Below are 24,972 nucleotides of genomic sequence, written 5' to 3'. Positions count from 1 at the left end.
GGTCAGTGCAGGAGCTCTAGTTGGGCCAGCGTTGCTGGGGTGGGGGTGGTTAGGCGGTAGTGCTGGTACTCGCCCGGGGTCTTGATGGTGAAGGGGCGGGTTTGGCGGGACCAGCGGAAGGTCTGGTTGGTGCGCTCGTCGAGCAGGGTCCACGTGGTGCCGTCGGTGGAGGCCTCCAGTTGCCACGCGCTGGGGGCCTCCGCCGAGCCCGACGTGAGGGTGTAGAGGGTGGGCGTTGCGGGGGCCGGGAGGGTCCAGGCGACTCGCTCGACAGTGGTTTCGGTGGCGGACGTGTCGTCGAAGAGCGGGTTGCTCGGGTCGACCGGGATCAGGTCGACGAGGGGCCTGGCGACCGCGGCGTCCGAGGTGAGCGCCGGCGGAAGTTCCAGGGTCGCCCAGTCGGACGGTTCGGCGCCCAGGGTGAAGTGGAGTTGGTCGGCGGCGGTCAGGTCCGAGTGGGTGATGGATGCTACGGACAGCTGCTTGCCGTCGACCTGGAGGTCTTGTACATAAGGGTGTTCAGCACCTGATGCAGTGATCGTGAGAGGGCGACCGCCCAACGGGGAGACGCTGACCCGCGGGAAGAGCGGCGAGCCGATCGCGTACTCCGGAGCGCCGACCCGCAGCGGATACAGACCGAGCGCCGCGAACAGGTACCACGCGGACATCTCGCCGTTGTCCTCGTCACCCGGGTACCCCTGCCCGATCTGCTCACCGACGTACAGCCGGTCGAGGACCTCGCGGGCGATCGCCTGGGTCTTGGCCGGCGTACCGGTGTAGTTGTACATCCAGGCGATGTGGTGCGCCGGCTGGTTCGAGAAGCCGAACTGGCCCATCCGGACCGCCTGGGCCTCGAGCATCTCGTGGATGACGATCGAGTACGTGCCCTTCTTGACCGCGAGTTCGGGGGTCGCGAAGAACGCGTCGAGCTTCGCCTCCAGGCCGCGCGGTCCGCCGTACAGGTTGGCCAGGCCGCGCGGGTCGTGCGCGACGTGGAACGCGAAGTTCCATCCGTCGGTCTCGGTGAAGTCGCCGCCCCACTCCTCGGGATCGAAATCGGCAGCGGTCTTGGCGAAGGAACCGTCCGCCCGCCGGCCCTGGAAGAAGTTCACCGAGTTGTCGAACAGCAGCACGTAGTTCAGCGACCGGCGCCGGAGGTACTCCGCTTCCTCCAGCAGCTGATCACGACGCTCGGGATATTCGTCGGCCAGGCGCGTGGCCATCTCCGCGAGCGCGAAGTCGTTCAGGTACGCCTCGAGCGACCACGACACGCTCTCCTCGGTATCAGTGCTCACGTACCCGGCGAAGAACCCGGTCTCGACGCCCTTCCGCCCGACCTCAGTTTCCGAAGGTGCGACGGTCGCGTTCCGCAGCCCCGCGTCGTACGTCGCCAGCGGGTCGGGCAACGTCACGCCCTTCAGGTACGCATCCGCGAACGACACGTCGGAGCTCGTCCCCGTCATGCAATCCGCGTACCCGGGCGAGGACCAGCGGGCGATCCAGCCGCCGTCGCGGTACTGCTGCACGAACCCGTCGACCAGCTCCGCGGCCAGTTCCGGGTAGAAGAACGCGTACGCTGGCCACGCGGTCCGGTACGTGTCCCAGAACCCGCTGTTCACGTACATCTTGCCGCTCTTCACAACCGCGTTCGTGTCCCGCTCGGTCGGGTCACCCGATGTGGGCAGGACCGGGCTGGCGTAGCGGTACTCCGGTGCGTCCGGCGTACCCGCGTTCTCGAAGTGTGAGTTCGGGTAGAGGTTGAGCCGGTACAGGTTGCCGTACACGGTCCGCATCTGCGGTGGCGTCGCGCCCTCCGGCCGGATGACCTGCAGGCGCTCGTTCCACACCGCGTTGGCTGCGGCCTGGACCTCCTCGAAGGACCGCCCCTCGAGCTCGAGCTCCAGATTGTGCCGCGCCTGGTCGACGCCGATGAACGAGGTCGCGATCCGCAGCGTCACCTCGGGTACGTCGAACGTCGCGGCGCGGGCGTTGGCGCGACCACCGTGCGCGTGGCCGAAGGTGGTGGGAGCGGTCGAGAACTCGCCGTAGCAGTACATGCGGGTGCGACCCGTCTCCGAGCCGTTCTCGACCCAGCCGGTGATCGCCTTACCGTCGTACGAGAAGGCGCCGTGCTCGTCGATCGTGTCGAAGATCAGGTGCCGTCCGGCCGCGTCCTGCGGGAACGCGAACCGGAAGATCGCGCCGTGATCGGTCGGAGTGAGCTCCGCGCGGACACCGTTCGCGAGGTCGACCGCGTACAGGTCGGGGCGGGCGGTCTCGTCGTCGTGGCTGAACGCGGCGGCGCGCTCGGCGGGATCGCCCAGCGGCTCGGCGGCGGCGACCGGCATGATCGTCAGCTGATCACGGTCGCCCATCCACGGGCTCGGCTGGTGCGAGAACGTGAGGCCCTGCAACTCGGGGCGGTTGTCCGCGTTGTTGGCGCGGTGGTACTCGTACGGCCAGCGGTGCGTCGAGGCGTTCGTGACCGGGGTGAGGAAGTTGAACCCGTTCGGCCAGGCGGTGATCGGCAACGTGTTCCCGCGGGAGAAGTCATGGCTGGCGTTGGTCCCGCGGCGCGTGTCGACGTACGCCGCCAGGTCCGACCCGTCGGGCTCCGCCGGCGCAGGACCGATCTCGACGTCGTCGATCCATCCCGCGAACTCATGCCCCGCTTCAGGCGCATCCACCACGAGCACGACCTGCTCGACGGTCCTCCCCGCGGCCGCGGTCAGATCGACCTGGACGTCATTCCACTGACCGGCGTACAGGATCTTCGCGGCCCCCTGTCCCGCCGCGTCAGCAGCCATCCCGTACTGGTCCCGCGCCCCGTCCAGCCGGCCCCCGTCCGCAAACACCACCTCGACGGCCACGTACGTCGCCGAGTAACTCAGCCCCGCATCAAGCTCCGGATAAACCTTGTACCGCAACCGATCCCCCGCCGACACAACCCAACCCCCACCAGGCAACCCCACCACCTGCCGCCCACCCGACGTCCCGGAATACCGAGCCCCGTCCACCCCACTGAACCCCGCCCGAGAACTAGTAGCCCCACCAGGCCCGCCACCACTCACAATCATCACGCCGCAATCCTACGAATCAGTGCGGTGGATCCGGCGAGGTGTTTCCATCCTGGACCCCGGTCGAGCAGATCCTCGGACAGCTCGACAGTACGTATACGACCACTGCCCCGTTGATGGAGGCGGCGTCAGGCGTGCGGGCGGGCTCGGTGGACGTATACGTACTGTCGAGCTGCAGAACTGCACCCCTTTGACTGACACGGGGAGTGGTCGATCAGTGGGGTGGGGCGGGTGGGATGTTTCCGGCTTGGATCCAGGTCACGTAGTCGTGGGCGATCGCCTTGTCGGGGCGGAGGTGGAGGCCGGCGTGGAGGGCTCGGCTGTTGTCCAGTTGGAAGGTGCCGTCGTTGGTGCCGTCTTGGGGGAGGTGGAAGCGGTCTTCCGACGGGGTCCAGTTGATGGGGTGGGAGGTGGGTACGGCGGTGCGCCAGAGGTTGGCCAGGTGGGACATCGTGTGGGTGGGGCCTACCGCGTTGAAGGGGCCGGGGATGGCCTTGGTGGTGAGGTGGAGGAGGAAGGTGGCCAGGTCGCGGGCGTCGATGTACTGGATGGGCTGGTCGGGGCGGGCGGCGCATTCCATCGGGACGTTGTGGGCCAGGGCCCAGCCCCAGTTGCCGAAGTCGGGGTTGTAGGGGCCGACGACGAAGCCGGAGCGTACGGCGGCGGTGCGGTCGCCGAAGGTGGCGGTGAGCAACGATTCGTTGCGGACCTTCGACGGGCCGTAGAGGTCCATCGTGAAACGGTCCTCGGGGGCGCCGGCCGGCCAGGGCAGCAGCAGCGCGGACTCCGTCATACCGGGTGTGGTCTTGCTCGCGTACACGGCGATCGAGGACATGTACGTGTAGTGGCCACAGCGGTCGCGGAGTACGGAGGCGCTGAGCGAGACGTCCCGGACCAGGAAGCCGGACATGTCGATCACGCCGTCCCACTCCCCCGCGGCGAGCGCGTCGGGCGCGGCGCGGTCGCCGGCGATCCGGCGTACGGACGGGAAGAGTTCGGGGTTCGTCTGCCCGCGGTTGAACAGCGTCACCTCGTGACCGTCCGCGAGCGCGGCCTCGACCACGTGCCGGCCGAGATTCTTGGTGCCGCCGAGGACGAGCAGCTTCATGCCAGGGCTCCGACGACGTCCGCGAGTTCGGTGAGTAGGCCGTCGATCCAGTGCACGGAGTCGGGGATCGTTCGCAGGCCCTCCTCGATCACGAACGTCAACGCCAGCAGGTAGAAACAGCCGCCGCCCACCAGGAGCTGACGCTCCACCAGGGATCGGTCGGCTCCGGCGGCGTCGACGTACCGTTCCACGATCGGCGCGCGGTCGTGGCCGAGGGCAACGGCATCGCGGATCAGCGTGTAGAGATCGCTCAGGTGCGGCGCCAGGTACGCGCCCGGCCAGTCGATCGCGGTCCATCGCCGGCCGTCGGTGACCAGGTTCTTCGGCACGAAGTCGCCGTGTACGACGGCCGTCGGAGCGTCCCGGTGCACCCCGGCCAGCGCTTCGGTGAGCGGGCCGAGGTCGAAGTCGATCCGCCCGATCCGATCGGCCAACTCCTTCACCCGCTCCGGCGGGAACTCGCTCGGCCCGCCGACCGGCCGTTTCCGGATCGCTGCGAGCAGCTCCGCGGCTGCGAGGAACCCTTCGACGCTCGGCTCCTGCTCCAGCGTCACCCGGCCCACGTCTGCCAGCACGAGCACGCCCTCGGCGCCGTACAGCAGGTCCGGCGCCGGCAGTTCGAACGGTACGACGAACCGCTCGTAGGCACTCGCCTCGCCGGACTGCCCGTCGGTCCCGTGCTTCACGATCACGCTGCGCAGCCCGTACGACAGCCGCCGTACCTCCGACGACCCCCACTGCCGCAACAGCTCCGAGTGCACCGCATCCTCCCCCGGTGCCCCCAGCGCCTCCAGCACCACCGCACGCGGAACCCAGCCAGGAAGCATCCGAAAAGTAGACCACGGGGCAGTCCCCTGGCGCCGCCGAATTAGGGTAGGCCCATGAGCGAGCGAAGCGAGCGAACGATGAGCGCAGTCGAGATCTCGGGCACGCCGGAGCGAAGCGGAGGTGTGACCGAGAACGCCACGCACGCCTGGGGCTTCGGCCTCGCGACCGTTACGACCGCTGGGGACGTCCTGGATGTCTGGTATCCGGCGCCCGAGCTCGGGACGCAGCCCGAGGACTCGAAGGCTCCGGCCGAGCTTGTGGCGGCCGAGGGCAACGACGACCTCCGGCAGGTACGGCGTGAGGTCGTGACGACCGAGATCGCGCTGGATGCGGCCCCGGACGGTACGGCGGACGCGTATCTCCGGCTGCACCTCCTGAGCCACCGCCTGGTCCGCCCGCACGGCGTGAACCTGGACGGTATCTTCGGCGCCCTCCCGAACAACGCGTGGACGTCGCTCGGCCCGGTCCCGGTCGAGGAGATCGAGAACGTGCGGTTGCGGGCGCGCGCGGCGGGTCAGCACCTGAGCGTCACGAGCGTGGACAAGTTCCCGCGGATGACGGACTACGTCGTACCGTCCGGGGTCCGGATCGGCGACGCGGACCGCGTCCGGCTCGGCGCGCACCTCGCCGAAGGAACGACGGTCATGCACGAGGGATTCGTGAACTTCAACGCCGGCACGCTCGGTACGTCGATGGTCGAGGGCCGGATCGTCGCCGGTGTCGTGGTCGACGACGGCAGCGACATCGGCGCGGGCGCGTCGATCATGGGCACCCTGTCCGGCGGCGGCAAGCAGGTCGTCTCGATCGGAAAGCGCTGCCTGCTCGGCGCGAACGGCGGTACCGGGATCTCGCTCGGCGACGACTGCGTGGTCGAGGCGGGCCTGTACGTGACCGCCGGTACCAAGGTCACCCTCCCGGACGGCAGCGTGGTCAAGGCCCGCGACCTGTCCGGGCAGCCCGGGCTGCTCTTCATCCGCAACTCGGTGACCGGCGCCGTGGAGGCCCGCCCGCGCAAGGGCGAAGGCATCACGCTCAACGAGGCTTTGCACGCCAACGCCTGATCGTCCGAAAGTATGAATTCGCCAACCGACGTGAGGCGCGGTACGTCAACCCGTTCGTGAGGCAGGAACCTGTCACCCGCCCTCGGACGTTGGGAGCGGTATGCCGATAAAGCGTGGTGCCCTCGTGGCCGTGGGGGGCATTGGCGTGCTCAGCCTGGCGGTCGGGGTCGGCATCGCCTGGCTCGGCGGGAAGCATGTCGGCAACCTCCTGCCGCCGACCGAGGAATGCTCGGCGTCCGTCAACGGGCAGATGGTCGTGGTCGACTTCGAACAGGCCGAGTCGGCGGCGATCATCGCGGGCGTCGCCGTCCGGCGCGGTCTGCCGGCCCGCGCGGCGACGATCGCGCTCGCCACGGCGTACCAGGAATCCGGCCTGCGCAACCTGGCGCACGGCGACCGGGACTCGCTCGGGCTGTTCCAGCAGCGGCCGTCACAGGGCTGGGGTACGGCGGCGCAGGTGCGGGACCCGCACTACGCGGCCGGCAAGTTCTACGACGCGCTCGTGAAGATCAAGAACTACCAGAAGCTCGCCATCACGGTCGCGGCCGACAAGGTGCAGCGCAGCGCGTTCCCGAACGCGTACGCCGACCACGAGGCGGACGCCCGCCTGCTCGCGTCAGCGCTGACCGGGCAGTCGAGGAGCGTGTTCAGCTGCACCGTGAACACGGACGCGGTGCCGCAGGAGGTCATGGGGCGCAACGGGCTGACGCCGCGTGCCGACGCCGTACGGAAGGACCTGCTCCGGACGTTCGGGAAGGTGTCGACCGGTGGGTACGCCGCGGGCGGGGTGAGCACCGGGCACATGGAGGGGTCGGCGCACTACGACGGGCGGGCGGTGGACGTGTTCGTCCGGCCGATCTCGGCGGCGAACACCACCAAGGGCTGGGCGATGGCGCAGTACCTGGTCGCGCGGGCGGACCTGCTGAAGATCAAGACGGTCATCTTCAGCGACAAGATCTGGACCGCCGGCGGGCGGTCGGACTCGGGCTGGCGGGACTACACCCCACCCGAACGCTCAGGAGACCCCAAGATCCTCCGCCACCTCGACCACGTCCACGTGGACGTCCTGGAGCAATAACACAACGTCCGAAGAACCGTGCGCTGGGGGCCACAGTTCTTCGGACGTTAGGTGATAGAGCGGTTACTCGTCGTGTTCCTGCGGAGGTAGGGCGGCGATGAACGGGTGGTCCTTGTCGATCTTGCCCATCTTGGACGCACCGCCGGGCGAGCCGAGGTCGTTGAAGAAGTCGACGTTCGCGGTGTAGTAGTCCTTCCACTGCTCCGGAGTGTCGTCCTCGTAGTAGATCGCCTCCACCGGGCAGACCGGCTCGCAGGCTCCGCAGTCGACGCATTCGTCGGGGTGGATGTACAGCATCCGGTTGCCCTCGTAGATGCAGTCGACGGGGCACTCCTCGACACAGGCGAGGTCCTTCAGGTCAACACACGGCTGCGCGATGACGTAGGTCACTGCTACTCCTCCTATGGCAGGCAAGCGCAGCGGGGACTGGGGTGCTGCGATGCGGTGGTGCTCGGTGTCTCTAGTATCACGGTAGTACGTTGACCACTGTGCCAGGAGTCCGGATCGTGTCAGGCCTGGGTGCCCGTGATATCGGCCACCGTGTCGTGGTCCGGCACCGGATTCCGGGCGGTCTGACCGACGTCATCGGCCTTCTGCAGTCGTGGACTCCCGCACTGGTCATTGTCCGCCACGCCGACGGCTCGGTCCACGAAATCCCGTCATCCGACGTCACCGCCGCCAAAACGATCCCCGAGATGCCGCTCCGCCCGGTGGACGTCGACCAGCTCTTCCTCACGACCGCACTGGGCCGCCCAGCCGGCGAGACGGCGTACGTCGGCCACTGGTTGCTCCGAGCATCGTCAGGCTGGACGGGCCGCGGCAACTCACTCCTCCCGGCCGGCGACCCCGGCATGCCGGTCCCCGACGCCCTCCACCAGGCCAGCACCTTCTACCGGGAGCGTCACCTACCTCCACAGGCTCTGGTCCGCGTAGGCAGTCCCGAAGACCAGGAGATTCGCGCCTGCGGCTGGGTGGACGCCCGTCCGAACCAGTCCGACGTACTGGTCATGCACACCACGCTGGACCACGTGAACGCGCTTCCTGAGTACGACGTGCAGCTCGACGAGGCACCGGATGACGCGTGGTACGCCGCCGCTTTCCAGGGCCCGGTACCGGAAGTAGCCCCCAAAGTGCTCGAAGGAGCGCCCAAGGCGGTGTTTGCATCGGTGACTCTCGGCGGGGTCGTGGCGGCTGTCGGGCGTGGCTCCATGACCGGGCACTGGCTCGGGGTGGATGCCATCCGCGTGGCCGACGACTACCGCCGCCAGGGCCTCGGTACGGCGATTGTGCAGGGGCTGGCGCGCTGGGCGGGACCGCACGGCGGCCGCCGTACCTATCTGGAGGTTCTCGTCGAGAACACCGCTGCGATGGCGACGTACACCCGTCTCGGCTACCGCGAGGCCTACCGCTACCGCTACCTGACCAGCCGGTGAGCCGCATGCGCGCCGATGAGCGTCAGCACGATGAATCCCGCTAGTACGACCTCCAGCGCGCGACTGGGGTCGACTGCCAGCGCAGCGTAGGTAGAGCCGGCTATCGCGACCCCTAGCGCTCCAGACAGCTGAGCATTGGTGGCCACCACGCCGGACAGGTCAGCGGCGTACTGCGACGACATGCTGGACGTGACGGCGCCGATGAGCGTGTTGGAGGTGATCCCGAGCCCCAGCCCGCCTATGCCGAGTAACGCGAACAGAAGCGGCCCAGCGGTCCCGTCAAGCAGCAGGTACGCGAGCACAGCCACGTAGCCGACGGCCAGGACCAGGCAGCCGATGACAGGCATCCACCGCACGCCCCGGCGCAGTCGGGGCAGGATCGGGCCGGCCAGACCGAACGTGGCAACCCAAACGACCATCGCGAAGCCGGAGTACGCCGGGCCTTTGTGCAGACCGCCCTGGAGGTAGAGCGCGAGTACGAAGAGTAGGGCGAAGTACGTGCCCGACGTACAGCCGTGGGCGAGCAGACCGAGGCGGACGGACGGATTGCCGAGGACCGGACGTGCGATCAGTGGGCGGCTGCCGCGACTGGCTGCGCGGCGTTCGCCGTACTCGAAGAGGGCCAGGGCCGGAACGCTGAGCAGGAGGCACAGCCAGGACCAGGTGGGCCAGCCGCGTTCGGAGCCGAGCAGGAGCGGGACGATGACGAGCAGAACCGTTGTGGACAAGGCGAGTACGCCGCCAAGGTCCAGGCGGTCGCGGTGGCCGGGCGGGTCGGCGGGAAGCAGGCGACGGCCCGCGACGGCGAGGACGATGCCGATCGGCACGTTGACGAGGAAGATCGGGCGCCAGCCGGTGCCGAAGAGATCCGCCGCGATGATCACGCCGCCGAGCAGCTGGCCGGCCACGGCGCCGCCGGACAGCGCGATCGAGAAGTAGCCGAGCGCCTTGAGACGGTCGCGACCTTCGAAATGCATCTGGATGCCGCTGAGCACCTGCGGAACTATCAGCGCGGCACCGGCCCCCTGGATGAAGCGGGCCACGACCAGGGTGGCGGTTCCGGGCGCGAGGCCACAGGCGAGGGAGGCCGCGGTGAAGACGGTCAGGCCGAGCAGGAACGTCCGCCGGTACCCGAGCGACGAGCCGAGCCGGGCGCCGGTGATCAGCAGGACAGCGAACGCGACGACGTACCCAGCGAGGTCCGCCTGGACCGCGTCCTCCGCATCGACCCACAGCACGTCCGCCGCGAGGGCGCCGTGATCCCGGAACCCATCTTCAACCAGGTCGCCGCGGGACTCCACAACCGCTGACACATATCCCCTCGTCTTGGGGGTTCTCCGCTCGTACACCAGCAGAGAACCCTCGGCGCCAGGGGATATCCCGTGGCGTCAGTTCGGCTTGCGGCCGGGTGGGGTTGAGATGCCGCCCGGTGGCGGGGTCACGGTGGTGCCTGGCTTCGGGCCGCAGCGGATGTCGTCGGCCGCGTTGTACTTCGTGGTGAACGACTCGGTCTTCTGCCGGACGCCGTTCTTCGCGAAGTACCGGTAGATGGTGATGTCGAAGCCCGGAGTCGGCGCCTGCGGCTCGCACTTGGCGGCGGTGTTGTAGACGAGGCCAGGCTGCCGGAAGTTGGTCTTCTCCGACTGCCCGGCGGTGACGTCGACGAACTTGGTGCCCCAGATGATCACCCGGATGCTGCCCTTGCTGCCCGGCGTCGACGCCTTGAAGATCGTCTGCACCAGCAGGCCGTGCCCGGAGTCGTTCAGGAACTTCAGGTCCACGTTCGGCCAGGCCACGGTCGCTTCCCGCCCGACCGGGTAGCGGCTGATGTAGACGCTGTGCGCCTTGTGCGCGACGATCTTCAGCCCGGCGAAGAACGCCGCGTTGAAGGTGGTGGTCGCCGACTGCGAGACACCGCCGCCGAAGTCCTTCTCGAACTTGCCGCCGCTGATGATGTAACCCTCGGCGAACCCGTTCTCCTTGGTCCGCTCGCCGACGATCTTGTTCAGGCTGAACTCTTCGTTCGGCTTCAGCAGCGTCCCGTTGATCTTGGCCGCGGCCGTCCCGATGTTGGTGTTGCGGTACGGCGCGTGCGGGAACTCGGTCTTGAAGTCGCCGATGTTCTGCGTGATCCCGAGCGCGGTCGCCTGCGCGGTGGTGAACTTCGCCGGGGTCGGCGTCAGCGGTACGGCGGCCCGCCGCTCACCGGTCGGCTTCGGCAGGATCGCGAGGATCGCCGCACCGACCTTCGCCCGGTCGACGACCATGCCGTTGACCGCCGGGACGACCTTCGGCCCGGCGCCGACGATCTGCACCGTCGCGTCCTTCGGCAGTGTCTCCAGCGCCTTGAACCGCTGCACGAACAGCGGCTCCAGCAGCTTGGTGTTCAGCGCCGGGATGACCTTGCCCTCCTGCACGCTGACCGCCAGCGCCGGCGCGAGCTCGGCCGGCTCCAGCTCGACCGACTTCGACCCGACGGTCAGCCGGATCGGGCCCGACATCGCGGGCTCGGCGAACTCCTTGAGCGCCTTGTCGATCGCCTCGGACGCGGCCTGCGGCTTGGTGACATCGGCCGGCAGTTCCTTCGGGGCCCCGTCCGACGGGTACGCAGCGAGCACCGCGTCGACCGCCTTCGCGGTGTCCAGCTGCAGGCCGTCGGCCGGGTCGTGCTTCACCGGCTGCGTGCCCTTGAAGGTGATCGTGCCCTCGGTGGCCTTGCGGTTCACCTGGCCGGCCAGCTTGTCGACGGCGGCCTTCAGCTTCGCGTCGTCCTTGGTGACGACCGGCTCGACCGCGTCCCCGCCGGTCAGCGCGTGCCAGATCCGGCCGGGGGCCAGGCTGCGGCCCGCGCCCGCGGCGGCGACGGTCTTGTCCACGTCCACGGACAGCCCGGCGTCGGCCGGCTGGACCTGGAACTTGGAGTCACCGGCCTTCAGCGCGATCGGCGCGGCCACGCGGTCCTTGAGGCCCGCGGTCAGCTTGGTCTTCGCGTCGGCCTCGGACAGGCCGCCGATCGGGATGCCGAGCACGGTCGTGTCCGTCGGGATCTTGGCTCCGGCGAACGCGAACGCCGCGCCGTACCCCACGACGACAACACCGAGCCCCGCGGCGGCGATGATCCCCGCGAGCTGCTTTCTCCCCACCGGACAGAGTCCTCCCGCTCGAGCGCTTGGTCAGGGCACAAGCGCACATCCTACGGGACGGGGCAGGCCCCACCGACCGTCGGGGCTGCCCCGCGATGCCCCGGCAGTAACGATCAGTTTCCGGGCAGTTCCCGGTAGTGACTGGAATGGTAGATCAGGGCGCTCGGGTCGCCTGCGGCACCCGTCCCGAGGCTCAGCACCTCACCCACCACGATCGTGTGATCGCCCCCGTCGTACGTCGCCCACGTCCGGCACTCGAGCCACGACAGGGCGCCGTCGACGGTCGGGCACCCGGTTTTCGGGCCTGCCGTCGTACCGATGCCGTCGAACTGGCTGTACAGGTCCCGCCCGGACCGCGCGAACCGCTCCGCGATCGCCTCCTGCGCCCCGGAGAGCACCGACACGGCCCAGTAACCGCAGTCCAGGACGGCGGAGTGCATCCGGACGCCCTTGTCGACGCAGACGAGCACCAGCGGCGGGTCGAGCGACACCGAGGTGAACGCGTTGGCGGTCATCGCGTGCGCGACGCCGTCCTGCAGCGTGCTCATGATCGTGATCCCCGACGCGAACTGCCCGAGCGCGGCGCGGAACTCCGCAGGCGGGACGCTCCCACTCGACTCGGTTGAGGACACCTCAGCAGGTTATGCCCGCCGACAGGTTGATGCCTCAACCGAGCGTGTGGGAACGGTCACCATCGTCTACAGACCCGCGAACAGATCGTGTTCCAGGCCGTCCGGGCCCGGGGCCGGGGTGCCCTTGACCAGGCGGTACGGCTCGGAGGCCCAGATCTGGTTGCCGTTGTTGTTGGACAGCGCGAAGAACGGTCCGTCGACGGTGATCTGGGTGGCGTGCGCCTTCATCGCGTTCATCTTCCGGTCGATGAACTCCTCGCCCTCGATCACGCAGTCGATCAGCCGGTCCGGCGTGATCATCGGCGGCATCGGGCCGTCCGGGTCCATCCCCTCGAAGGTGGTGGTGTCCCCGGAGTCGCGGAGCGCCCGGAGTTGCTCGCGCATCCGGGACTCGGCCATCGCGGTCCAGTAGATCTTCGGGATGTCCCAGGCCGGTCCGAGGTCCTCCCGGTACGACCGGGCGGCGGCCAGCGCGGCGGCGTACGTCGCGACGCGGTGCGCCTTGATGTGATCGGGGTGGCCGTAGTTGCCCCACTCGTCGTAGGTCACCAGGACCTGCGGGCGGAGCTCGCGGATCACCGGGACCAGATCGTTCGCCGCGGCGACCAGGTCGGCCTGCCAGAAGCTGTCCTTGCGGGTCTGCGGCGGGACGTCCGCATTGCCCTCGTCGTTGTAGATCATGCCGGTGTCGCGGTACTTGCCCGCAGCCCCGAGGAAGCGGTGGTCGGTGACACCGAGCTCGGCCATCGCGTTCGCGAGTTCACCGATCCGGTGCTCGCCGAGGCCGTCGTCCTGGTCGGCGGCCAGGTGGGCCAGGTCGGGGACGAGGACCTCTCCCTCCTCACCGAGGGTGCAGGTGATCAGGGTGACGTGGGCGCCCTCCGCGACGTAGCGCGCCATCGTCACACCGTTGTTGATGGTTTCGTCGTCCGGGTGGGCGTGCACCAGCAGCAGCCGGCGCTCAGCAAGCTCAACCATGCCGAAAGCCTACGTCGCCCTCCGGACAGTTCTCGCGGCAGCGGGTCAGCCGAAGCGGCGGACCAGCAGGCAGCCGGCCTGGAACCGCGACTTGGCGCCGAGACCGGCGATCAGCGCACTGATCTCGGAACGCACGGTGCGCAGCGACAGCCCGAGGTCGCGGGCGATCGCCGCGTCCTTCGCGCCGGTCGACATCATCCGGCCGATCGTCACCTGGCGGCTGGTCAGCTCGTTGACCGCGGCGGGCGTCCGCCGGTGCGATCCGAGCTCGTAGACCTCGCAGACGATCTGCGGAGCGACATCCTCGAGTCGCACCGCGGGAACTGCCGGATACACCGACATGCCTCACTCCTCCCCAAGAGTTCAGGAAGGATTCTCGTCTCCGGGCCGGACCGCGTGCCAGGTACAACCCATACAAACCACCCATACAGTTGCGGTGCGTGAACACGCGAGAAGGGCGGCGCCCGTAGGCACCGCCCTCCTCAGAAGCGTGCTGGGATCAGCTCACTTTCTTCACACCGATCTGGGTCAGGTCGGGGAAGCCACCGGTGTTCGGGTCGGTGACCACGTTGTCGAGGTTCGAGCCCACGACGTAGACGTTGAGGTCCTGAACGGTCGGCACCAGCGGCGCCGTCTTCATGATCTCGACGTACAGGTCGGACAGACCGGACTCGATCTTCGTCTTGTCGGACTCCTTGGCCAGCTCGGCCATCTTGTCCCAGCCGGCCTGGCTGCGCGCGTAGTTGTTCTGCGCGGCCTTGCCCGGGGCGGTCGTGTCCGGTCCGAAGACCGACGGCACGATCGTCGTGAGGCTCGCCCAGTCGTAGCACCAGCCGGCGGTGATCAGGTCGGTCGCCGACGAGTCCTGCTGCTGGGTCGAGTAGTAGTTGTCACCCGGGATCTTCTGGATCTCGACGTTGACCCCGATCGCCTTCCAGGACGCCTGAGCGGCCTCGGCGGCCTTCACGGCCAGACCGGAGTCCGCCGTACCCAGGACGAGCTTCTCGCCCTTGTAGCCGGCCTCGGTCAGCAGCTGCTTGGCCTTCGCCGGGTCACCCTCGTCCGGAGCCTTGAAGTTCTCCTCCGGCTTGTAGCCCTCCATGTCCTGCGGAATGATCGAGTCGACCACCTTGGCGAGCCGCTCGCCACCACGGCCGTCGCGGTAGCTGGTCCGGTCGAGACCGTAGTACAGCGCCTCGCGCATCTTCTGGTTCTTCAGCAGCGGGTTCTTCTGCTGGTTGAACGCGATGTAGCGGCGGCAGATGTCGGTGCCCTCGACGATGCGGTCCTTGACGTTGGCGCCGTTCGTCTTGGCGATGTTCTCCGGCTGCACACCGGTGAAGCTCAGCGAGCTCTGGTCCGCGGCGCCGTTCGCGATCAGCCGCTGGTCGACGGTCGCCTCGGCGTCACCGAACTTGAAGATGAACTTGTCCGGCCGCGCGTCGCGCAGCGGGTCGGTCTTCTGGTCCCAGTTGGTGTTGCGGACCAGCACCAGCTGCTTCTTCCGCGTGTACGACTCGATCTTGTACGGGCCGCTGGCAACCGGGTGGTTGTCGTACTGCGTCTTGGTGTCCTTGGCCTTCGGGACCGGCGAGAAGACCTTCATGCTCGCCGTACCGTCGAACGAGGCGACCGGGCGGTTCAGCTTGAAGACGATCGTCTTCTCGTCCGGGACCTCGATCGCGGTGCAGCCCTTGCCGCCGTTGTTGTCCGCGACGTACGGGCCCTTGTAGCCCTTGCAGTCGAGGTACTCGTGCGCGTACGGCGCACCCTCGGCCATGTCCGCGGCGAACGACCGCTCGGCGTTGTACTTGATGTCGGCGGCGACGATCGGCGTACCGTCCTCGTACTTCAGGCCGTCCTTCAGCTTGAAGGTCCAGGTCTTGAAGTCCGGTGACGCCTCGTAGCTGTCGGCGAGGTCCTTCTCGAGGATGAGCTTCTTCGCCTTGGCGTCGTACCGGTAGTCCGTCAGGGTCCGGGTGATCAGCTTGCCGATCATTCCGGAGTCGGTGACGAAGTTCCGTGCGGGGTCGAGGTGCTCGACGTCCGTGACGGAGTAGACGGTGACGGTGCCCCCCTTGGCACCGGCCGAAGCCTGCCCGCTCGGCGTGTCGCTGTTCCCCCCGCCGCAGGCAACCGCGGTCAGGCTCAGAACCAACCCTGCGGCGATCGCCGCTCCGGGTCGTTTGAGGTGATCCATGGCCAGTGATTTCCTTCCTTGTGTTGACACTTGTCGCCGGGTCACGGCGGCATGGAGAAACTGATCTACGTCATGTGGCGGTCATCAACTCACGTGTTCACACACTGCGCAATGGAGTGTGGGCCGCTTGACCGGATCGTGATCCCTTCAATGCCGTCGCTACACCGGACGAACACTCTGTGTAGTAGTCACACCACGTCCCGTTCCTCGGGGAAGTGGCAAGCCGCTTGATGGCCCGGGGCTCCGATCTGCATCAGCGGCGGCTCTTCCGCAGCGCAGATTTCCTGTGCCTTCCAGCACCTGGTCCGGAAGCGGCACCCCGAGGGCGGGTTCAATGGGCTCGGCACGTCACCGGTCAGCCGGATCCGCTCACGCGCTTCCTCGGCGTCCGGATCGGCCTCCGGCACCGCGGACAGCAACGCGTGCGTGTACGGGTGCCGAGCATGGTTGTAGAGCTCGTCCCGGTCGGCGGTCTCGACCACCTTGCCGAGGTACATCACCGCGACCCGGTCGGAGATGTGCCGGATCACCGACAGGTCGTGCGCGATGAACAGGTAGGCGAGATCGAACTCGTCCTGCAGGTCCTCCAGCAGGTTCACGATCTGCGCCTGGATCGACACGTCGAGCGCCGACACCGGCTCGTCACAGACGATCAGCTTCGGCCGCAGCGCGAGCGCCCGGGCGACGCCGATCCGCTGCCGCTGACCGCCGGAGAACTCGTGCGGATACCGGTTGTAGTGCTCCGGGTTCAGCCCGACCCGTTCCATCAGGGTCTGGACCGCCTTCTTCGTCCCGGTCTCGCTCTTCACCTTCTGGATGTCGAACGGCGCGCCGATGATGGTGCCGACGGTCTGCCGCGGGTTCAGCGACGAGAACGGGTCCTGGAAGATCATCTGGACCTCCCGCCGGAACGGGCGCATCCGGGCCCGGTTCAGGTGGGTGATGTCCGAGCCCATGAACGAGATCGTCCCGCCGGTCGGCTCGTCCAGTCTGGTCACCAGCCGGCCGGTGGTGGTCTTCCCGCAGCCGGACTCACCGACCACGCCGAGCGTCTCGCCGGCGTGGATGCTGAGGTCGACACCGTCGACCGCCTTCACCGCGCCGGTCTGCCGCTGGAAGATGATCCCCTGCGTCACCGGGAAATAGCGCTGCAGCCCCCGGGTCTCGAGCAGCAGTTCGCCGCCCGCGGACTGCTTACCGGTCGCCTGCTCGGCCGATGTCGTCGTACTCACCAGCACTCCCCCGCCATCAGAGACTCGGCTTGATCTGCTCGGTGAACAGCTGTTTGCGCTGCTCGGAGTTGATGTGGCACCGCACCCGATGCTGTTCCTGGCCGATCTGCAGCAGTTCCGGCAGCTCGGTGGCGCAATTCGCCCCCTCGACGTGCTCCTGGTAGTCACAGCGCGGCTGGAACGGGCAGCCCTTGGGCAGGTTGATCAGCGACGGCGGAGTACCCCGGATCGACTTGAGCCGCCCGTCGCCGGAGCGGTTCACCCGCGGGATCGAGCCCAGCAGCCCCCAGGTGTACGGCATCTCCGGCCGGTAGAAGATGTCCCGGACGTTGCCCGACTCGACGACGCGGCCGCCGTACATCACGACCACGTTCTCGGTCATCTTGGCGACCACGCCGAGGTCGTGCGTGATCAGGATGATCGCGGAGTTGAACTCCTTCTGCAGATCCTTCATCAGGTCCAGGATCTGGGCCTGGACGGTGACGTCGAGCGCGGTGGTCGGCTCGTCGGCGATCAGCAGCGCGGGGTCGCACATCAGCGCCATCGCGATCATCGCGCGCTGCCGCATACCGCCGGAGAACTGGTGCGGGTAGTCGAAGAACCGCTTGTCCGGCGACGGGATGCCGACCCGGTCGAGCAGCTCGACCGCGCGCTTCTTGGCCACCGCCTTCGGTGCGTTGTTGTGCACCAGGAAGGCCTCGGTGAGCTGGTCACCGACGCGGTAGAACGGATGCATCGCCGACAGCGGGTCCTGGAAGATCATCGCGACCTGCTGGCCGCGCAGGGCCCGCATCTCGGGCACGGACATCCCCACCAGCTCGGCGCCGTCCAGCCAGATCTCGCCGTTCACCTTCGCCTTGCTGCCCTTGTGCAGGCCCATGATGGCCAGGCTGGACACGCTCTTGCCGGAGCCGGACTCGCCGACGATACCGAGCGTCTTGCCCCGCTCGAGGGTGAAGTTCAGGCCGTTGACGGCCTTCACCAGCCCGTCGTCGGTCGGGAAGTGCACCTGCAGGTCCTTGACCTCGAGGAACGGCTTTCCGGCACGGGTGTCCGCCGGCGGCGCACTGGTCACGGATTCGGTCATCTCACCTCACCTGATCAGGACAGCCGCACGCGCGGGTCGATAACGGCGTACAGGACGTCGACGACGATGTTCGCGAGCACCACGAAGATCGCCGCGAAAAGCACCACGCCCATGATCGCGGGCAGGTCGTTGCTGAGGACGGAGTCGATGGAGAACTTGCCGAGGCCGGTGATGCTGAAGATCTGTTCGGTGATCACCGCGCCGCCGAGCAGGCCGCCGACATCCAGGCCGAAGATGGTCACGATCGGCGTCAGCGCGGACCGCAGCCCGTGCTTGAAGACCACGGTCCGCTCGTCCAGGCCCTTCGCCCGGGCGGTCCGGATGTAGTCCTCGTTCATGGTGTCGATCATGTTGGCCCGGGTGATCCGCGTGTACAGCGCCGCGAACACCAGCGCGAGCGTGATCCACGGCAGGATGTAGAACTGCAGCCATTTCACCGGGCCGACCGTGAACAAGGCCGCGTTCGACGTGTCGGGGAACGGTATCCATTTCAGCTTCACGATGAACAGGAACAGCAGCAGGTAGCCGAACACGATCGTCGGGAACGACACCCCGAACAGGGCCAGGCCGACGCTCAGCTTGTCGACGAACCTGCCCTTCCGGAGCGCGGCGATCAGGCCGAGCATGACGCCTGACAACAGCCAGAGGACCGCGGCCCCGAGGGCCAGCCAGAGCGTCGCCGGGAACGCGTCCTTGATCGAGTTCCAGACCGGGATGCCGTTCTGGTACGACTCACCGAAGCACGGCCACGGGCAGTTGCGCTCGTTGCCCTCGGACCCGATCGTCCGCCCGCCCGGGCTCACCAGACCCTGCATGTACTGGCCGTACTGCACGACCAGCGGCTTGTCGAAGCCGTACGTCGCGTTGACCTGCGCGACTGTCTCCGCGTTGCAGTTCTTGCCGCAGATGAGCAACGCGGGGTTCGCCGGCGTGGCCCAGAACAGGAAGAACGTGATCGCGCTGATCACCAGCAGTACGAACACCGCCTGGATCAGGCGGCGGATGAGATAGCGGCCCACCGGTCAGCTCCTTCCCGCACGCGGATCGAGGGCGTCCCGGACGGAGTCGCCGAGCAGGTTGAACGCGAGCACGGTGATGAACAGCGCCGTGCCCGGGAAGAACAGGTACAACGGATTGCTCTCGATCCAGGCCGACGCGTCGGCGATCATCCGGCCCCACGAGGCGGTCGGCTCCTTGATGCCGACACCCAGGAAGGACAGTGCGGCCTCCGCGGTGATGTTCGTCGGGAGCAGCAGCGTCGTGTAGACCAGCAGCGTCGGCAGCAGGTTCGGCAGGACCTGCCGGAACAGCACGTAGTTCGGCCCGGCGCCGAGCGATCTGGCCGCCTCCACGAACTCGCGCTCACGCAACGAAAGCGTTTGACCACGGACGATTCGCGCGAGGTAGGCCCAGCCGAAGAAGCCGAGGACGAACATCAGCACGCCCATCCTGAGCTTGTTGTCGTCAGGTATGCCCAACAGGTCCTGGCCGCGCGACGCGACTACCGGTGTCAGAGCCATCACGAACAGCAGCGACGGGAAGCTCAGCATGATGTCCATCAGCCGGCTGAGCAGCGTGTCGACCCAGCCGCCGAAGTAACCGGACACCATGCCGATCACGGTGCCGAGCACGACCGCGATGATCGTGCCGCCGAGCGCCACGAGCAGCGAGACCCGGGTGCCGTAGACCAGCCGCGAGAAGACGTCACGGCCGTTCTGCGGCTCGACACCGAGCCAGTGCTCGGCGCTCGTGCCGCTGCCCCACAACCCGCCGATCGGGATACCGCCGTCGCGAGTGTTCAGCAACGGGCCGCCGTCGGCGTTGAGCTTGTTGAACTGATCAGGCGGGAAGCCGTTCAGCTTCACGATCAGCGGCGCGAACAGCGCCACCAGAATGATCAGCAGAATCACGATCGCACTGGCGATCGCGATCTTGTCGCGCCGCAGCCGTGCCCACGCGATCTCCCCCGGCGAGCGGCCCTCGATCTCCTTCGCTTCGGCAGTCTCGACCAGAGCATCTGTCGGCAGTCCCTCATCGGGAGACTGCGTCTCCGATACCCCCAGCGTCATCGCCCGTCACCCGTCCTTCATGGTGATGCACCCCGCACCTGTTGACCCGGGCTCGCCGGGTTGCCGGGAACCCTACGTATCTCGCAGTGTGGACGCCATGGGAAGCCAACGCTAGTCACCGAATCGTGACCGGTGTGACTTCCGCCACTACCGGCGAGTTCGAAGTGCCTTGACGAACGGACGATCGGGTACCAGCCAGTCACTCTCGTCGAGATCCTCCGGCGCGAACCACCGCAGCTCCGCGTGCTCCCGCAGAACCGGGTCACCGGCGACGATCACGGCCCGGTAAACGTGCAGCCGGTACGCCTCCGAGATGTCCACGCCGGGGCCCAGGGACTCACCGACCTTGATCTCCAGGTCCAGCTCCTCGCGAAGCTCCCGGACGGCCGCCTGTTCGTCGGTCTCGCCCGGCTCGACCTTGCCTCCCGGGAACTCCCAGCCGCCGTCCGGCCCCGGCCGGTACGCCGCCAGCACCAGGCCGTCCCGTACCACCGCAACACCCACCACGATCCGCATTGTCGCGACTTTGCCAGAAACTCTCACCCGCGTCCGGCATGATGCGGGAATGCCGTTGCAGAACAGGGTTCTGCCCACCCAGGAGATCGTCGCCGACCCCGGCCGCGGCCTGCTGATGGGCAACCGCGGCAGCCTGCACGGCGCCGACCGCCGCCTCGGGACGACCCGCTGGCGCTCGAAGGCGTGGATCTGCTGTGTCCTCGACTGGAAAGGGATCCGCCGCGATCCGATGCCGCCGGGGCGCTGGACCGCACTGTTCTTCTTCGACGAAGCGGTCGCGCTCGCCGCCGGCCATCGGCCCTGTCATTACTGCCGGCGCAGGGATTTCCTGCTGTACGCCGGTGCGTGGGCAAGCGCACACGGTCTCGCCGAACGACCACGAGCCGCCGCGATGGACGCCGTACTGCACAGCCAGCGGGTCGAATCGCGGAGCCGGCGGCAACGGACGACGATCCAGGACCTCGCCGGACTGCCCGACGGCGCGATGGTGCGGTTCGACGGTTCACCCGCCCTGGTGCTCGGTCAGCAGGTGCTCCCCTGGTCGTGGGAGGGGTACGGCGAGCCGCTGCGACCACCTGGGCTGGAACAGGTCGAGACCCTCACACCGCCCGCGAATCTTCTTGTGCTGCAGGCCGGATTCGCCCCATTACTCCACCCGTCCGCAGGTCGCAACTGAGGTAACCCTAACTGGAAACACGCCGTACCGAGGGGTCTTCCGTTGGGCGCTCGGCAGGGGCAAAGTGTGCCCATACTGACAGCTACAAAACCATTACTGGAGTCGGCATGGGTGAGGGCAACAACAGCGTTGCCGCGGTCGTCCGCGCGCTCGAAGGGTTACACGCTGCCGTCGGCAAACTCAGTCAGGAGTACGGTGACACCCTCGGCATCCGCCGCCTGGTGTCCGACGTGGCCCGGCTGAGCGACGATCTCGCGGAGCTCGGCCCGCCCGACCCCAGGCACAGGCCCGGACCCGTTCCGGAGGAACTCGAGGAGATTCCCGACGTGGAGTATGACGCGTCCATGTGGACCGACGCGGAACACGAAGGCTTCGGCGCGCCTGACAGGCACGCTCCCTGATGGCGACGGGAGTCGACGCGCCGGGCCGCGCACAAGTAGGCCTCAAGACTGCAAGAACGGATCGATGGTGGCTCGCGCCGTTGCGTATCGGCGTGATCCTGGGCTTCTTCATCGTCTACGCGACGATCCGGATCTTCATGAACAAGTGGTACTGGGTCGGCGAGCACCACTACCTCACGCCGCTGTACTCGCCGTGTATCAACGACGGCTGTACCCCCGGGTCGAGTCACCTCGGCACCTGGTTCCCGAAGTTCCCGGTGTTCATCCCGTACAGCATCATCACCTTCGCGGTGCTGGCCGGCTTCCGCGGCACCTGCTACTACTACCGCAAGGCGGGGTACCGGTCGCTGTTCTTCGCGCCGGCTGCCTGCGCGGTGCCCGAGCCGCACAAGAACTACACCGGTGAGCGCAAGTTCCCGCTGATCGCACTGAACCTGCACCGCTACTTCTTCTACGGTGCGCTGGTCTTCGGCCTGCTCAACGTGTACGACGGTGTCCTGGCCTTCCACGGCACGGACGGCGGCTTCGGCATCGGCCTGGGCACGCTGATCATCTGGGTCAACCTCGTGATGCTGTGGCTGTACACGCTGTCCTGCCACGCCTGCCGGCACATCGTCGGCGGTCGGCTGAAGAACTTCTCCAAGCATCCGCTGCGCTACCGGTACTGGACCTTCGTGTCCAAGCTGAACCCGAAGCACGGCACGTTCGCGATGGCGTCGCTGTTCACCGTGATCCTCACCGATGCTTACATCATGGCGCTGTCGGCCGGCTGGTTCTCCGACCTGCGCTTCATCAACTGACCGGGAATTTCGAGATATGACTGAGCTGGAACGACACTCGTACGACGTCGTCGTGATCGGGGCCGGCGGCGCCGGTCTGCGAGCGGCGATCGAGGCCCGCGAGCAGGGCAAGAAGACCGCGATCATCTGCAAGTCCCTGTTCGGCAAGGCCCACACGGTGATGGCCGAGGGCGGCTGCGCGGCGGCGATGGGCAACGCGAACTCCAACGACAACTGGCAGGTCCACTACCGCGACACGATGCGCGGCGGGAAGTTCCTGAACAACTGGCGGATGGCCGAACTGCACGCGCAGGAAGCCCCCGACCGGGTCTGGGAGCTGGAGACGTACGGCGCGCTCTTCGACCGCACGCCCGACGGCCGGATCAGCCAGCGCAACTTCGGCGGGCACACCTACCCGCGGCTCGCGCACGTCGGCGACCGCACCGGCCTGGAGCTGATCCGCACGCTGCAGCAGAAGATCGTCTCGCTGCAGCAGGAGGACTTCGAGGCGACCGGCGACTACGAGGCGAACCTCAAGGTGTACGCCGAGTGCACGATCACCGAGCTGATGAAGGACGGCGACGCGGTCTCCGGCGCCTTCGGGTACTGGCGTGAGTCCGGCCGCTTCATCCTCTTCGACGCGCCGGCCGTGGTGCTGGCGACCGGCGGCGTGGGCAAGTCCTTCAAGGTCACCTCGAACTCCTGGGAGTACACCGGTGACGGGCACGCGCTGGCGATGCGAGCCGGCGCGACGCTGATCAACATGGAGTTCATCCAGTTCCACCCGACCGGCATGGTCTGGCCGCCGTCGGTGAAGGGGATCCTGGTCACGGAGTCGGTCCGCGGCGACGGCGGCGTACTGAAGAACTCCGAGGGCAAGCGCTTCATGTTCGAGTACGTGCCGGACGTGTTCCGGGCGCAGTACGCCGAGACCGAGGACGAGGCGGACCGCTGGTACAAGGACCCGGACAACAACCGGCGTCCACCGGAGCTGCTGCCGCGCGACGAGGTCGCCCGCGCGATCAACTCCGAGGTCAAGGCCGGTCGCGGTACACCGCACGGTGGCGTGTTCCTGGACGTGTCGTCGCGGCTCCCGGCCGAGGAGATCACCCGGCGGCTGCCGTCGATGCACCACCAGTTCAAGGAGCTGGCGGACGTCGACATCACCGCGGAGCCGATGGAGGTCGGTCCGACCTGCCACTACGTGATGGGTGGCGTCGAGGTCGACCCGGACACCGCGTCGTCCGTCGTACCGGGCCTGTTCGCCGCGGGTGAGGTCGCCGGCGGCATGCACGGCTCGAACCGGCTCGGCGGCAACTCGCTGTCCGACCTGCTGGTCTTCGGGCGGCGCGCCGGCATGGGCGCGGCGACGTACGTCGATCAGCTGCAGGAGCGGCCGAAGATCGACGAGGCCGATGTCGACGCGGCGGCCGCGGACGCGCTGGCGCCGTTCGAGCTCGAGGGCGGCGAGAACCCGTACACGATCCACCAGGAACTGCAGCAGTCGATGAACGACCTGGTCGGCATCATCCGCAAGGAAGAAGAGATGGAGCAGGCGCTCGGCCGCCTGTCCGAGTTCCGCAGCCGGATCGCGAAGATGACGGTGGAGGGTCACCGGCAGTTCAACCCGGGCTGGCACCTCGCGCTCGACCTGCGCAACATGCTGACCGTCTCGGAGTGTGTGGCCGGGGCCGCGCTGATGCGGCAGGAGTCGCGCGGTGGACACACGCGCGACGACTTCCCGACGATGAACCCCGAGTGGCGCAAGAAGCTGCTGGTGTGCGCGCTCGACGCCGACGGTGTCGTCAACGTCACCAAGGAGCAGCAGATCCCGATGCGCGAGGACCTGCTGGAGCTGTTCGAGGTCGACGAGCTGAAGAAGTACCTGACGGATGAGGAGCTGCCGACAGCATGAGTTACAAGGGCAAATTCCGCGTCTGGCGTGGGGACTCCGAGGGCGGTGAGCTCAAGGACTACGAGGTCGAGGTGAACGAGGGCGAGGTCGTCCTCGACGTGATCCACCGGCTGCAGGCCACGCAGACGCCCGACATGGCGGTCCGGTGGAACTGCAAGGCCGGCAAGTGCGGCTCGTGCAGCGCCGAGATCAACGGTATGCCGAAGCTGATGTGCATGTGCCGGATGAACACGTTCGCCGAGGACGAGGTCGTCACGGTCACGCCGATGCGCACGTTCCCGGTGATCCGCGACCTGGTCACGGACGTCTCGTTCAACTACCAGAAGGCCCGCGAGGTACCGGCCTTCAAGCCGCCGGCGGACCTGAAGCCGGGCGAGTACCGGATGCAGCAGGTCGACGTCGAGCGCTCGCAGGAGTTCCGCAAGTGCATCGAGTGCTTCCTGTGCCAGGACACCTGCCACGTGATCCGTGACCACGAGGAGAACAAGGAGTCGTTCTCCGGTCCGCGGTTCCTGATGCGCGTCGCCGAACTGGACATGCACCCGCTCGACGCCGCCGACCGGCAGCACGCCGCGCAGGAGCAGCACGGCCTGGGCTTCTGCAACATCACCAAGTGCTGCACCGAGGTGTGCCCCGAGCACATCAAGATCACCGACAACGCCCTGATCCCGATGAAGGAACGCGTAGTCGACCGCAAGTACGACCCCCTGGTCTGGCTGGGCAACAAAATCCGCCGCCGCCCCGCCTGACCCCACCACC

General features: G+C 67.7%; 23 protein-coding genes. 8 read left to right on the top strand and 15 right to left on the bottom strand.

Annotated features, from left to right (window positions below; all coding sequences use genetic code 11):
- Positions 1-2: 2 nt before the first annotated feature.
- The 3 genes from E0H92_RS11145 to E0H92_RS11135 form a co-directional block, all read right to left on the bottom strand.
- Positions 3-2,945: a GH92 family glycosyl hydrolase gene (locus tag E0H92_RS11145; protein ID WP_202873571.1), complete on the bottom strand. Its 2,943-nt coding sequence runs from the start codon at positions 2,943-2,945 to the stop codon at positions 3-5.
- Positions 2,946-3,291: 346 nt separating this feature from the next.
- Positions 3,292-4,185 carry a Rossmann-fold NAD(P)-binding domain-containing protein gene (locus E0H92_RS11140; protein ID WP_131496152.1) on the bottom strand — a complete coding sequence of 298 codons (894 nt, stop codon included), beginning with the start codon at positions 4,183-4,185 and terminating at the stop codon, positions 3,292-3,294.
- Positions 4,182-5,012 carry a phosphotransferase gene (locus tag E0H92_RS11135; protein ID WP_131496151.1) on the bottom strand — a complete coding sequence of 277 codons (831 nt, stop codon included), beginning with the start codon at positions 5,010-5,012 and terminating at the stop codon, positions 4,182-4,184. Before E0H92_RS11135 ends, E0H92_RS11140 begins: the two co-directional genes overlap by 4 nt.
- 123 nt (positions 5,013-5,135) lie before the next feature.
- Here E0H92_RS11135 and dapD point away from each other — a divergent pair, with 123 nt between their 5' ends.
- Positions 5,136-6,074: a 2,3,4,5-tetrahydropyridine-2,6-dicarboxylate N-succinyltransferase gene (gene dapD / locus E0H92_RS11130; RefSeq protein ID WP_131467465.1), complete on the top strand. Its 939-nt coding sequence runs from the start codon at positions 5,136-5,138 to the stop codon at positions 6,072-6,074.
- 130 nt (positions 6,075-6,204) lie between these two features.
- Positions 6,205-7,152 carry a VldE C-terminal domain-containing protein gene (locus E0H92_RS11125; RefSeq protein ID WP_238173373.1) on the top strand — a complete coding sequence of 316 codons (948 nt, stop codon included), beginning with the start codon at positions 6,205-6,207 and terminating at the stop codon, positions 7,150-7,152.
- A 63-nt stretch (positions 7,153-7,215) separates the two neighbouring features.
- On the opposite strand, the gene fdxA is transcribed toward E0H92_RS11125, so the two are convergent.
- Positions 7,216-7,542 (bottom strand): ferredoxin, encoded by a 327-nt coding sequence (gene fdxA, locus E0H92_RS11120; protein WP_131285641.1) that lies wholly within the window; start codon positions 7,540-7,542, stop codon positions 7,216-7,218.
- A gap of 116 nt (positions 7,543-7,658) precedes the next feature.
- Between fdxA and E0H92_RS11115 the strand changes: the two genes are divergently transcribed.
- Positions 7,659-8,585 (top strand): GNAT family N-acetyltransferase, encoded by a 927-nt coding sequence (locus E0H92_RS11115; protein WP_238173372.1) that lies wholly within the window; start codon positions 7,659-7,661, stop codon positions 8,583-8,585.
- Here the strand turns inward: E0H92_RS11115 and E0H92_RS11110 are convergent.
- The 11 genes from E0H92_RS11110 to E0H92_RS11060 all read right to left on the bottom strand — a co-directional run bounded on the left by E0H92_RS11110 (position 8,567) and on the right by E0H92_RS11060 (position 20,442).
- The gene (locus tag E0H92_RS11110; RefSeq protein WP_165549743.1) at positions 8,567-9,898 is read right to left on the bottom strand and encodes an MFS transporter; all 1,332 of its coding nucleotides are present in this window, start codon (positions 9,896-9,898) and stop codon (positions 8,567-8,569) included. The two genes, E0H92_RS11115 and E0H92_RS11110, sit on opposite strands and share 19 nt — an antisense overlap.
- 75 nt (positions 9,899-9,973) lie before the next feature.
- Positions 9,974-11,728: a VanW family protein gene (locus tag E0H92_RS11105; RefSeq protein ID WP_131467286.1), complete on the bottom strand. Its 1,755-nt coding sequence runs from the start codon at positions 11,726-11,728 to the stop codon at positions 9,974-9,976.
- Positions 11,729-11,841: 113 nt separating this feature from the next.
- Positions 11,842-12,360, bottom strand: coding sequence for a flavin reductase family protein (locus tag E0H92_RS11100; RefSeq protein ID WP_131467285.1), 519 nt, complete (start codon positions 12,358-12,360; stop codon positions 11,842-11,844).
- Between the two features lie 66 nt (positions 12,361-12,426).
- Positions 12,427-13,338 carry an N-acetyl-1-D-myo-inositol-2-amino-2-deoxy-alpha-D-glucopyranoside deacetylase gene (gene mshB, locus E0H92_RS11095; RefSeq protein WP_131467284.1) on the bottom strand — a complete coding sequence of 304 codons (912 nt, stop codon included), beginning with the start codon at positions 13,336-13,338 and terminating at the stop codon, positions 12,427-12,429.
- A 45-nt stretch (positions 13,339-13,383) separates the two neighbouring features.
- Positions 13,384-13,680 (bottom strand): LuxR C-terminal-related transcriptional regulator, encoded by a 297-nt coding sequence (locus tag E0H92_RS11090; protein ID WP_131285650.1) that lies wholly within the window; start codon positions 13,678-13,680, stop codon positions 13,384-13,386.
- A gap of 157 nt (positions 13,681-13,837) precedes the next feature.
- Entirely contained in the window at positions 13,838-15,538 is a 1,701-nt protein-coding gene (locus tag E0H92_RS11085; RefSeq protein WP_131467283.1) for an ABC transporter substrate-binding protein, read from the bottom strand.
- A gap of 188 nt (positions 15,539-15,726) precedes the next feature.
- Entirely contained in the window at positions 15,727-16,770 is a 1,044-nt protein-coding gene (locus E0H92_RS11080) for an ABC transporter ATP-binding protein (protein WP_131467282.1), read from the bottom strand.
- Positions 16,771-16,786: 16 nt separating this feature from the next.
- Positions 16,787-17,857, bottom strand: coding sequence for an ABC transporter ATP-binding protein (locus E0H92_RS11075; RefSeq protein ID WP_131467281.1), 1,071 nt, complete (start codon positions 17,855-17,857; stop codon positions 16,787-16,789).
- A 14-nt stretch (positions 17,858-17,871) separates the two neighbouring features.
- A complete protein-coding gene (locus E0H92_RS11070; RefSeq protein ID WP_131496148.1) occupies positions 17,872-18,876 on the bottom strand; it encodes an ABC transporter permease in 1,005 nt (334 codons plus the stop codon).
- A 3-nt stretch (positions 18,877-18,879) separates the two neighbouring features.
- On the bottom strand, positions 18,880-19,926 hold the full coding sequence (locus E0H92_RS11065; protein WP_131467279.1) for an ABC transporter permease: 1,047 nt from the start codon (positions 19,924-19,926) through the stop codon (positions 18,880-18,882).
- 147 nt (positions 19,927-20,073) lie between these two features.
- Positions 20,074-20,442 carry a (deoxy)nucleoside triphosphate pyrophosphohydrolase gene (locus E0H92_RS11060; protein ID WP_131285657.1) on the bottom strand — a complete coding sequence of 123 codons (369 nt, stop codon included), beginning with the start codon at positions 20,440-20,442 and terminating at the stop codon, positions 20,074-20,076.
- 49 nt (positions 20,443-20,491) lie between these two features.
- On the opposite strand from E0H92_RS11060, the gene E0H92_RS11055 reads away from it, so the two are divergent.
- The 5 genes from E0H92_RS11055 (at position 20,492) to E0H92_RS11035 (ending at position 24,962) form a co-directional block, all read left to right on the top strand.
- A complete protein-coding gene (locus tag E0H92_RS11055; protein WP_131467278.1) occupies positions 20,492-21,118 on the top strand; it encodes a hypothetical protein in 627 nt (208 codons plus the stop codon).
- A 107-nt stretch (positions 21,119-21,225) separates the two neighbouring features.
- Positions 21,226-21,519 (top strand): hypothetical protein, encoded by a 294-nt coding sequence (locus E0H92_RS11050; protein WP_131467277.1) that lies wholly within the window; start codon positions 21,226-21,228, stop codon positions 21,517-21,519.
- A gap of 80 nt (positions 21,520-21,599) precedes the next feature.
- The gene (locus tag E0H92_RS11045) at positions 21,600-22,319 is read left to right on the top strand and encodes a hypothetical protein (protein WP_238153388.1); all 720 of its coding nucleotides are present in this window, start codon (positions 21,600-21,602) and stop codon (positions 22,317-22,319) included.
- 16 nt (positions 22,320-22,335) lie between these two features.
- Positions 22,336-24,213: a fumarate reductase/succinate dehydrogenase flavoprotein subunit gene (locus E0H92_RS11040; RefSeq protein ID WP_131496147.1), complete on the top strand. Its 1,878-nt coding sequence runs from the start codon at positions 22,336-22,338 to the stop codon at positions 24,211-24,213.
- Entirely contained in the window at positions 24,210-24,962 is a 753-nt protein-coding gene (locus tag E0H92_RS11035) for a succinate dehydrogenase/fumarate reductase iron-sulfur subunit (protein ID WP_131285662.1), read from the top strand. Before E0H92_RS11040 ends, E0H92_RS11035 begins: the two co-directional genes overlap by 4 nt.
- Positions 24,963-24,972: the final 10 nt, after the last annotated feature.

Source organism: Kribbella speibonae, from assembly GCF_004331375.1.
GTDB lineage: Bacteria > Actinomycetota > Actinomycetes > Propionibacteriales > Kribbellaceae > Kribbella > Kribbella sindirgiensis.
The sequence above is the reverse complement of the archived record's forward strand: the minus strand, read 5'-3'. Positions and strand labels throughout refer to the sequence as shown.

Coding starts and splice junctions, on each gene's coding strand:
- E0H92_RS11140 (WP_131496152.1), bottom strand. CDS start 4,185: ATGAAGCTGCTCGTCCTCGGCGGCACCAAGAATCTCGGCCGGCACGTG.
- E0H92_RS11135 (WP_131496151.1), bottom strand. CDS start 5,012: ATGCTTCCTGGCTGGGTTCCGCGTGCGGTGGTGCTGGAGGCGCTGGGG.
- mshB (WP_131467284.1), bottom strand. CDS start 13,338: ATGGTTGAGCTTGCTGAGCGCCGGCTGCTGCTGGTGCACGCCCACCCG.
- E0H92_RS11090 (WP_131285650.1), bottom strand. CDS start 13,680: ATGTCGGTGTATCCGGCAGTTCCCGCGGTGCGACTCGAGGATGTCGCT.
- E0H92_RS11085 (WP_131467283.1), bottom strand. CDS start 15,538: ATGGATCACCTCAAACGACCCGGAGCGGCGATCGCCGCAGGGTTGGTT.
- E0H92_RS11075 (WP_131467281.1), bottom strand. CDS start 17,857: ATGACCGAATCCGTGACCAGTGCGCCGCCGGCGGACACCCGTGCCGGA.
- E0H92_RS11065 (WP_131467279.1), bottom strand. CDS start 19,926: ATGACGCTGGGGGTATCGGAGACGCAGTCTCCCGATGAGGGACTGCCG.
- E0H92_RS11060 (WP_131285657.1), bottom strand. CDS start 20,442: ATGCGGATCGTGGTGGGTGTTGCGGTGGTACGGGACGGCCTGGTGCTG.
- E0H92_RS11055 (WP_131467278.1), top strand. CDS start 20,492: ATGCCGTTGCAGAACAGGGTTCTGCCCACCCAGGAGATCGTCGCCGAC.
- E0H92_RS11050 (WP_131467277.1), top strand. CDS start 21,226: ATGGGTGAGGGCAACAACAGCGTTGCCGCGGTCGTCCGCGCGCTCGAA.
- E0H92_RS11040 (WP_131496147.1), top strand. CDS start 22,336: ATGACTGAGCTGGAACGACACTCGTACGACGTCGTCGTGATCGGGGCC.
- E0H92_RS11035 (WP_131285662.1), top strand. CDS start 24,210: ATGAGTTACAAGGGCAAATTCCGCGTCTGGCGTGGGGACTCCGAGGGC.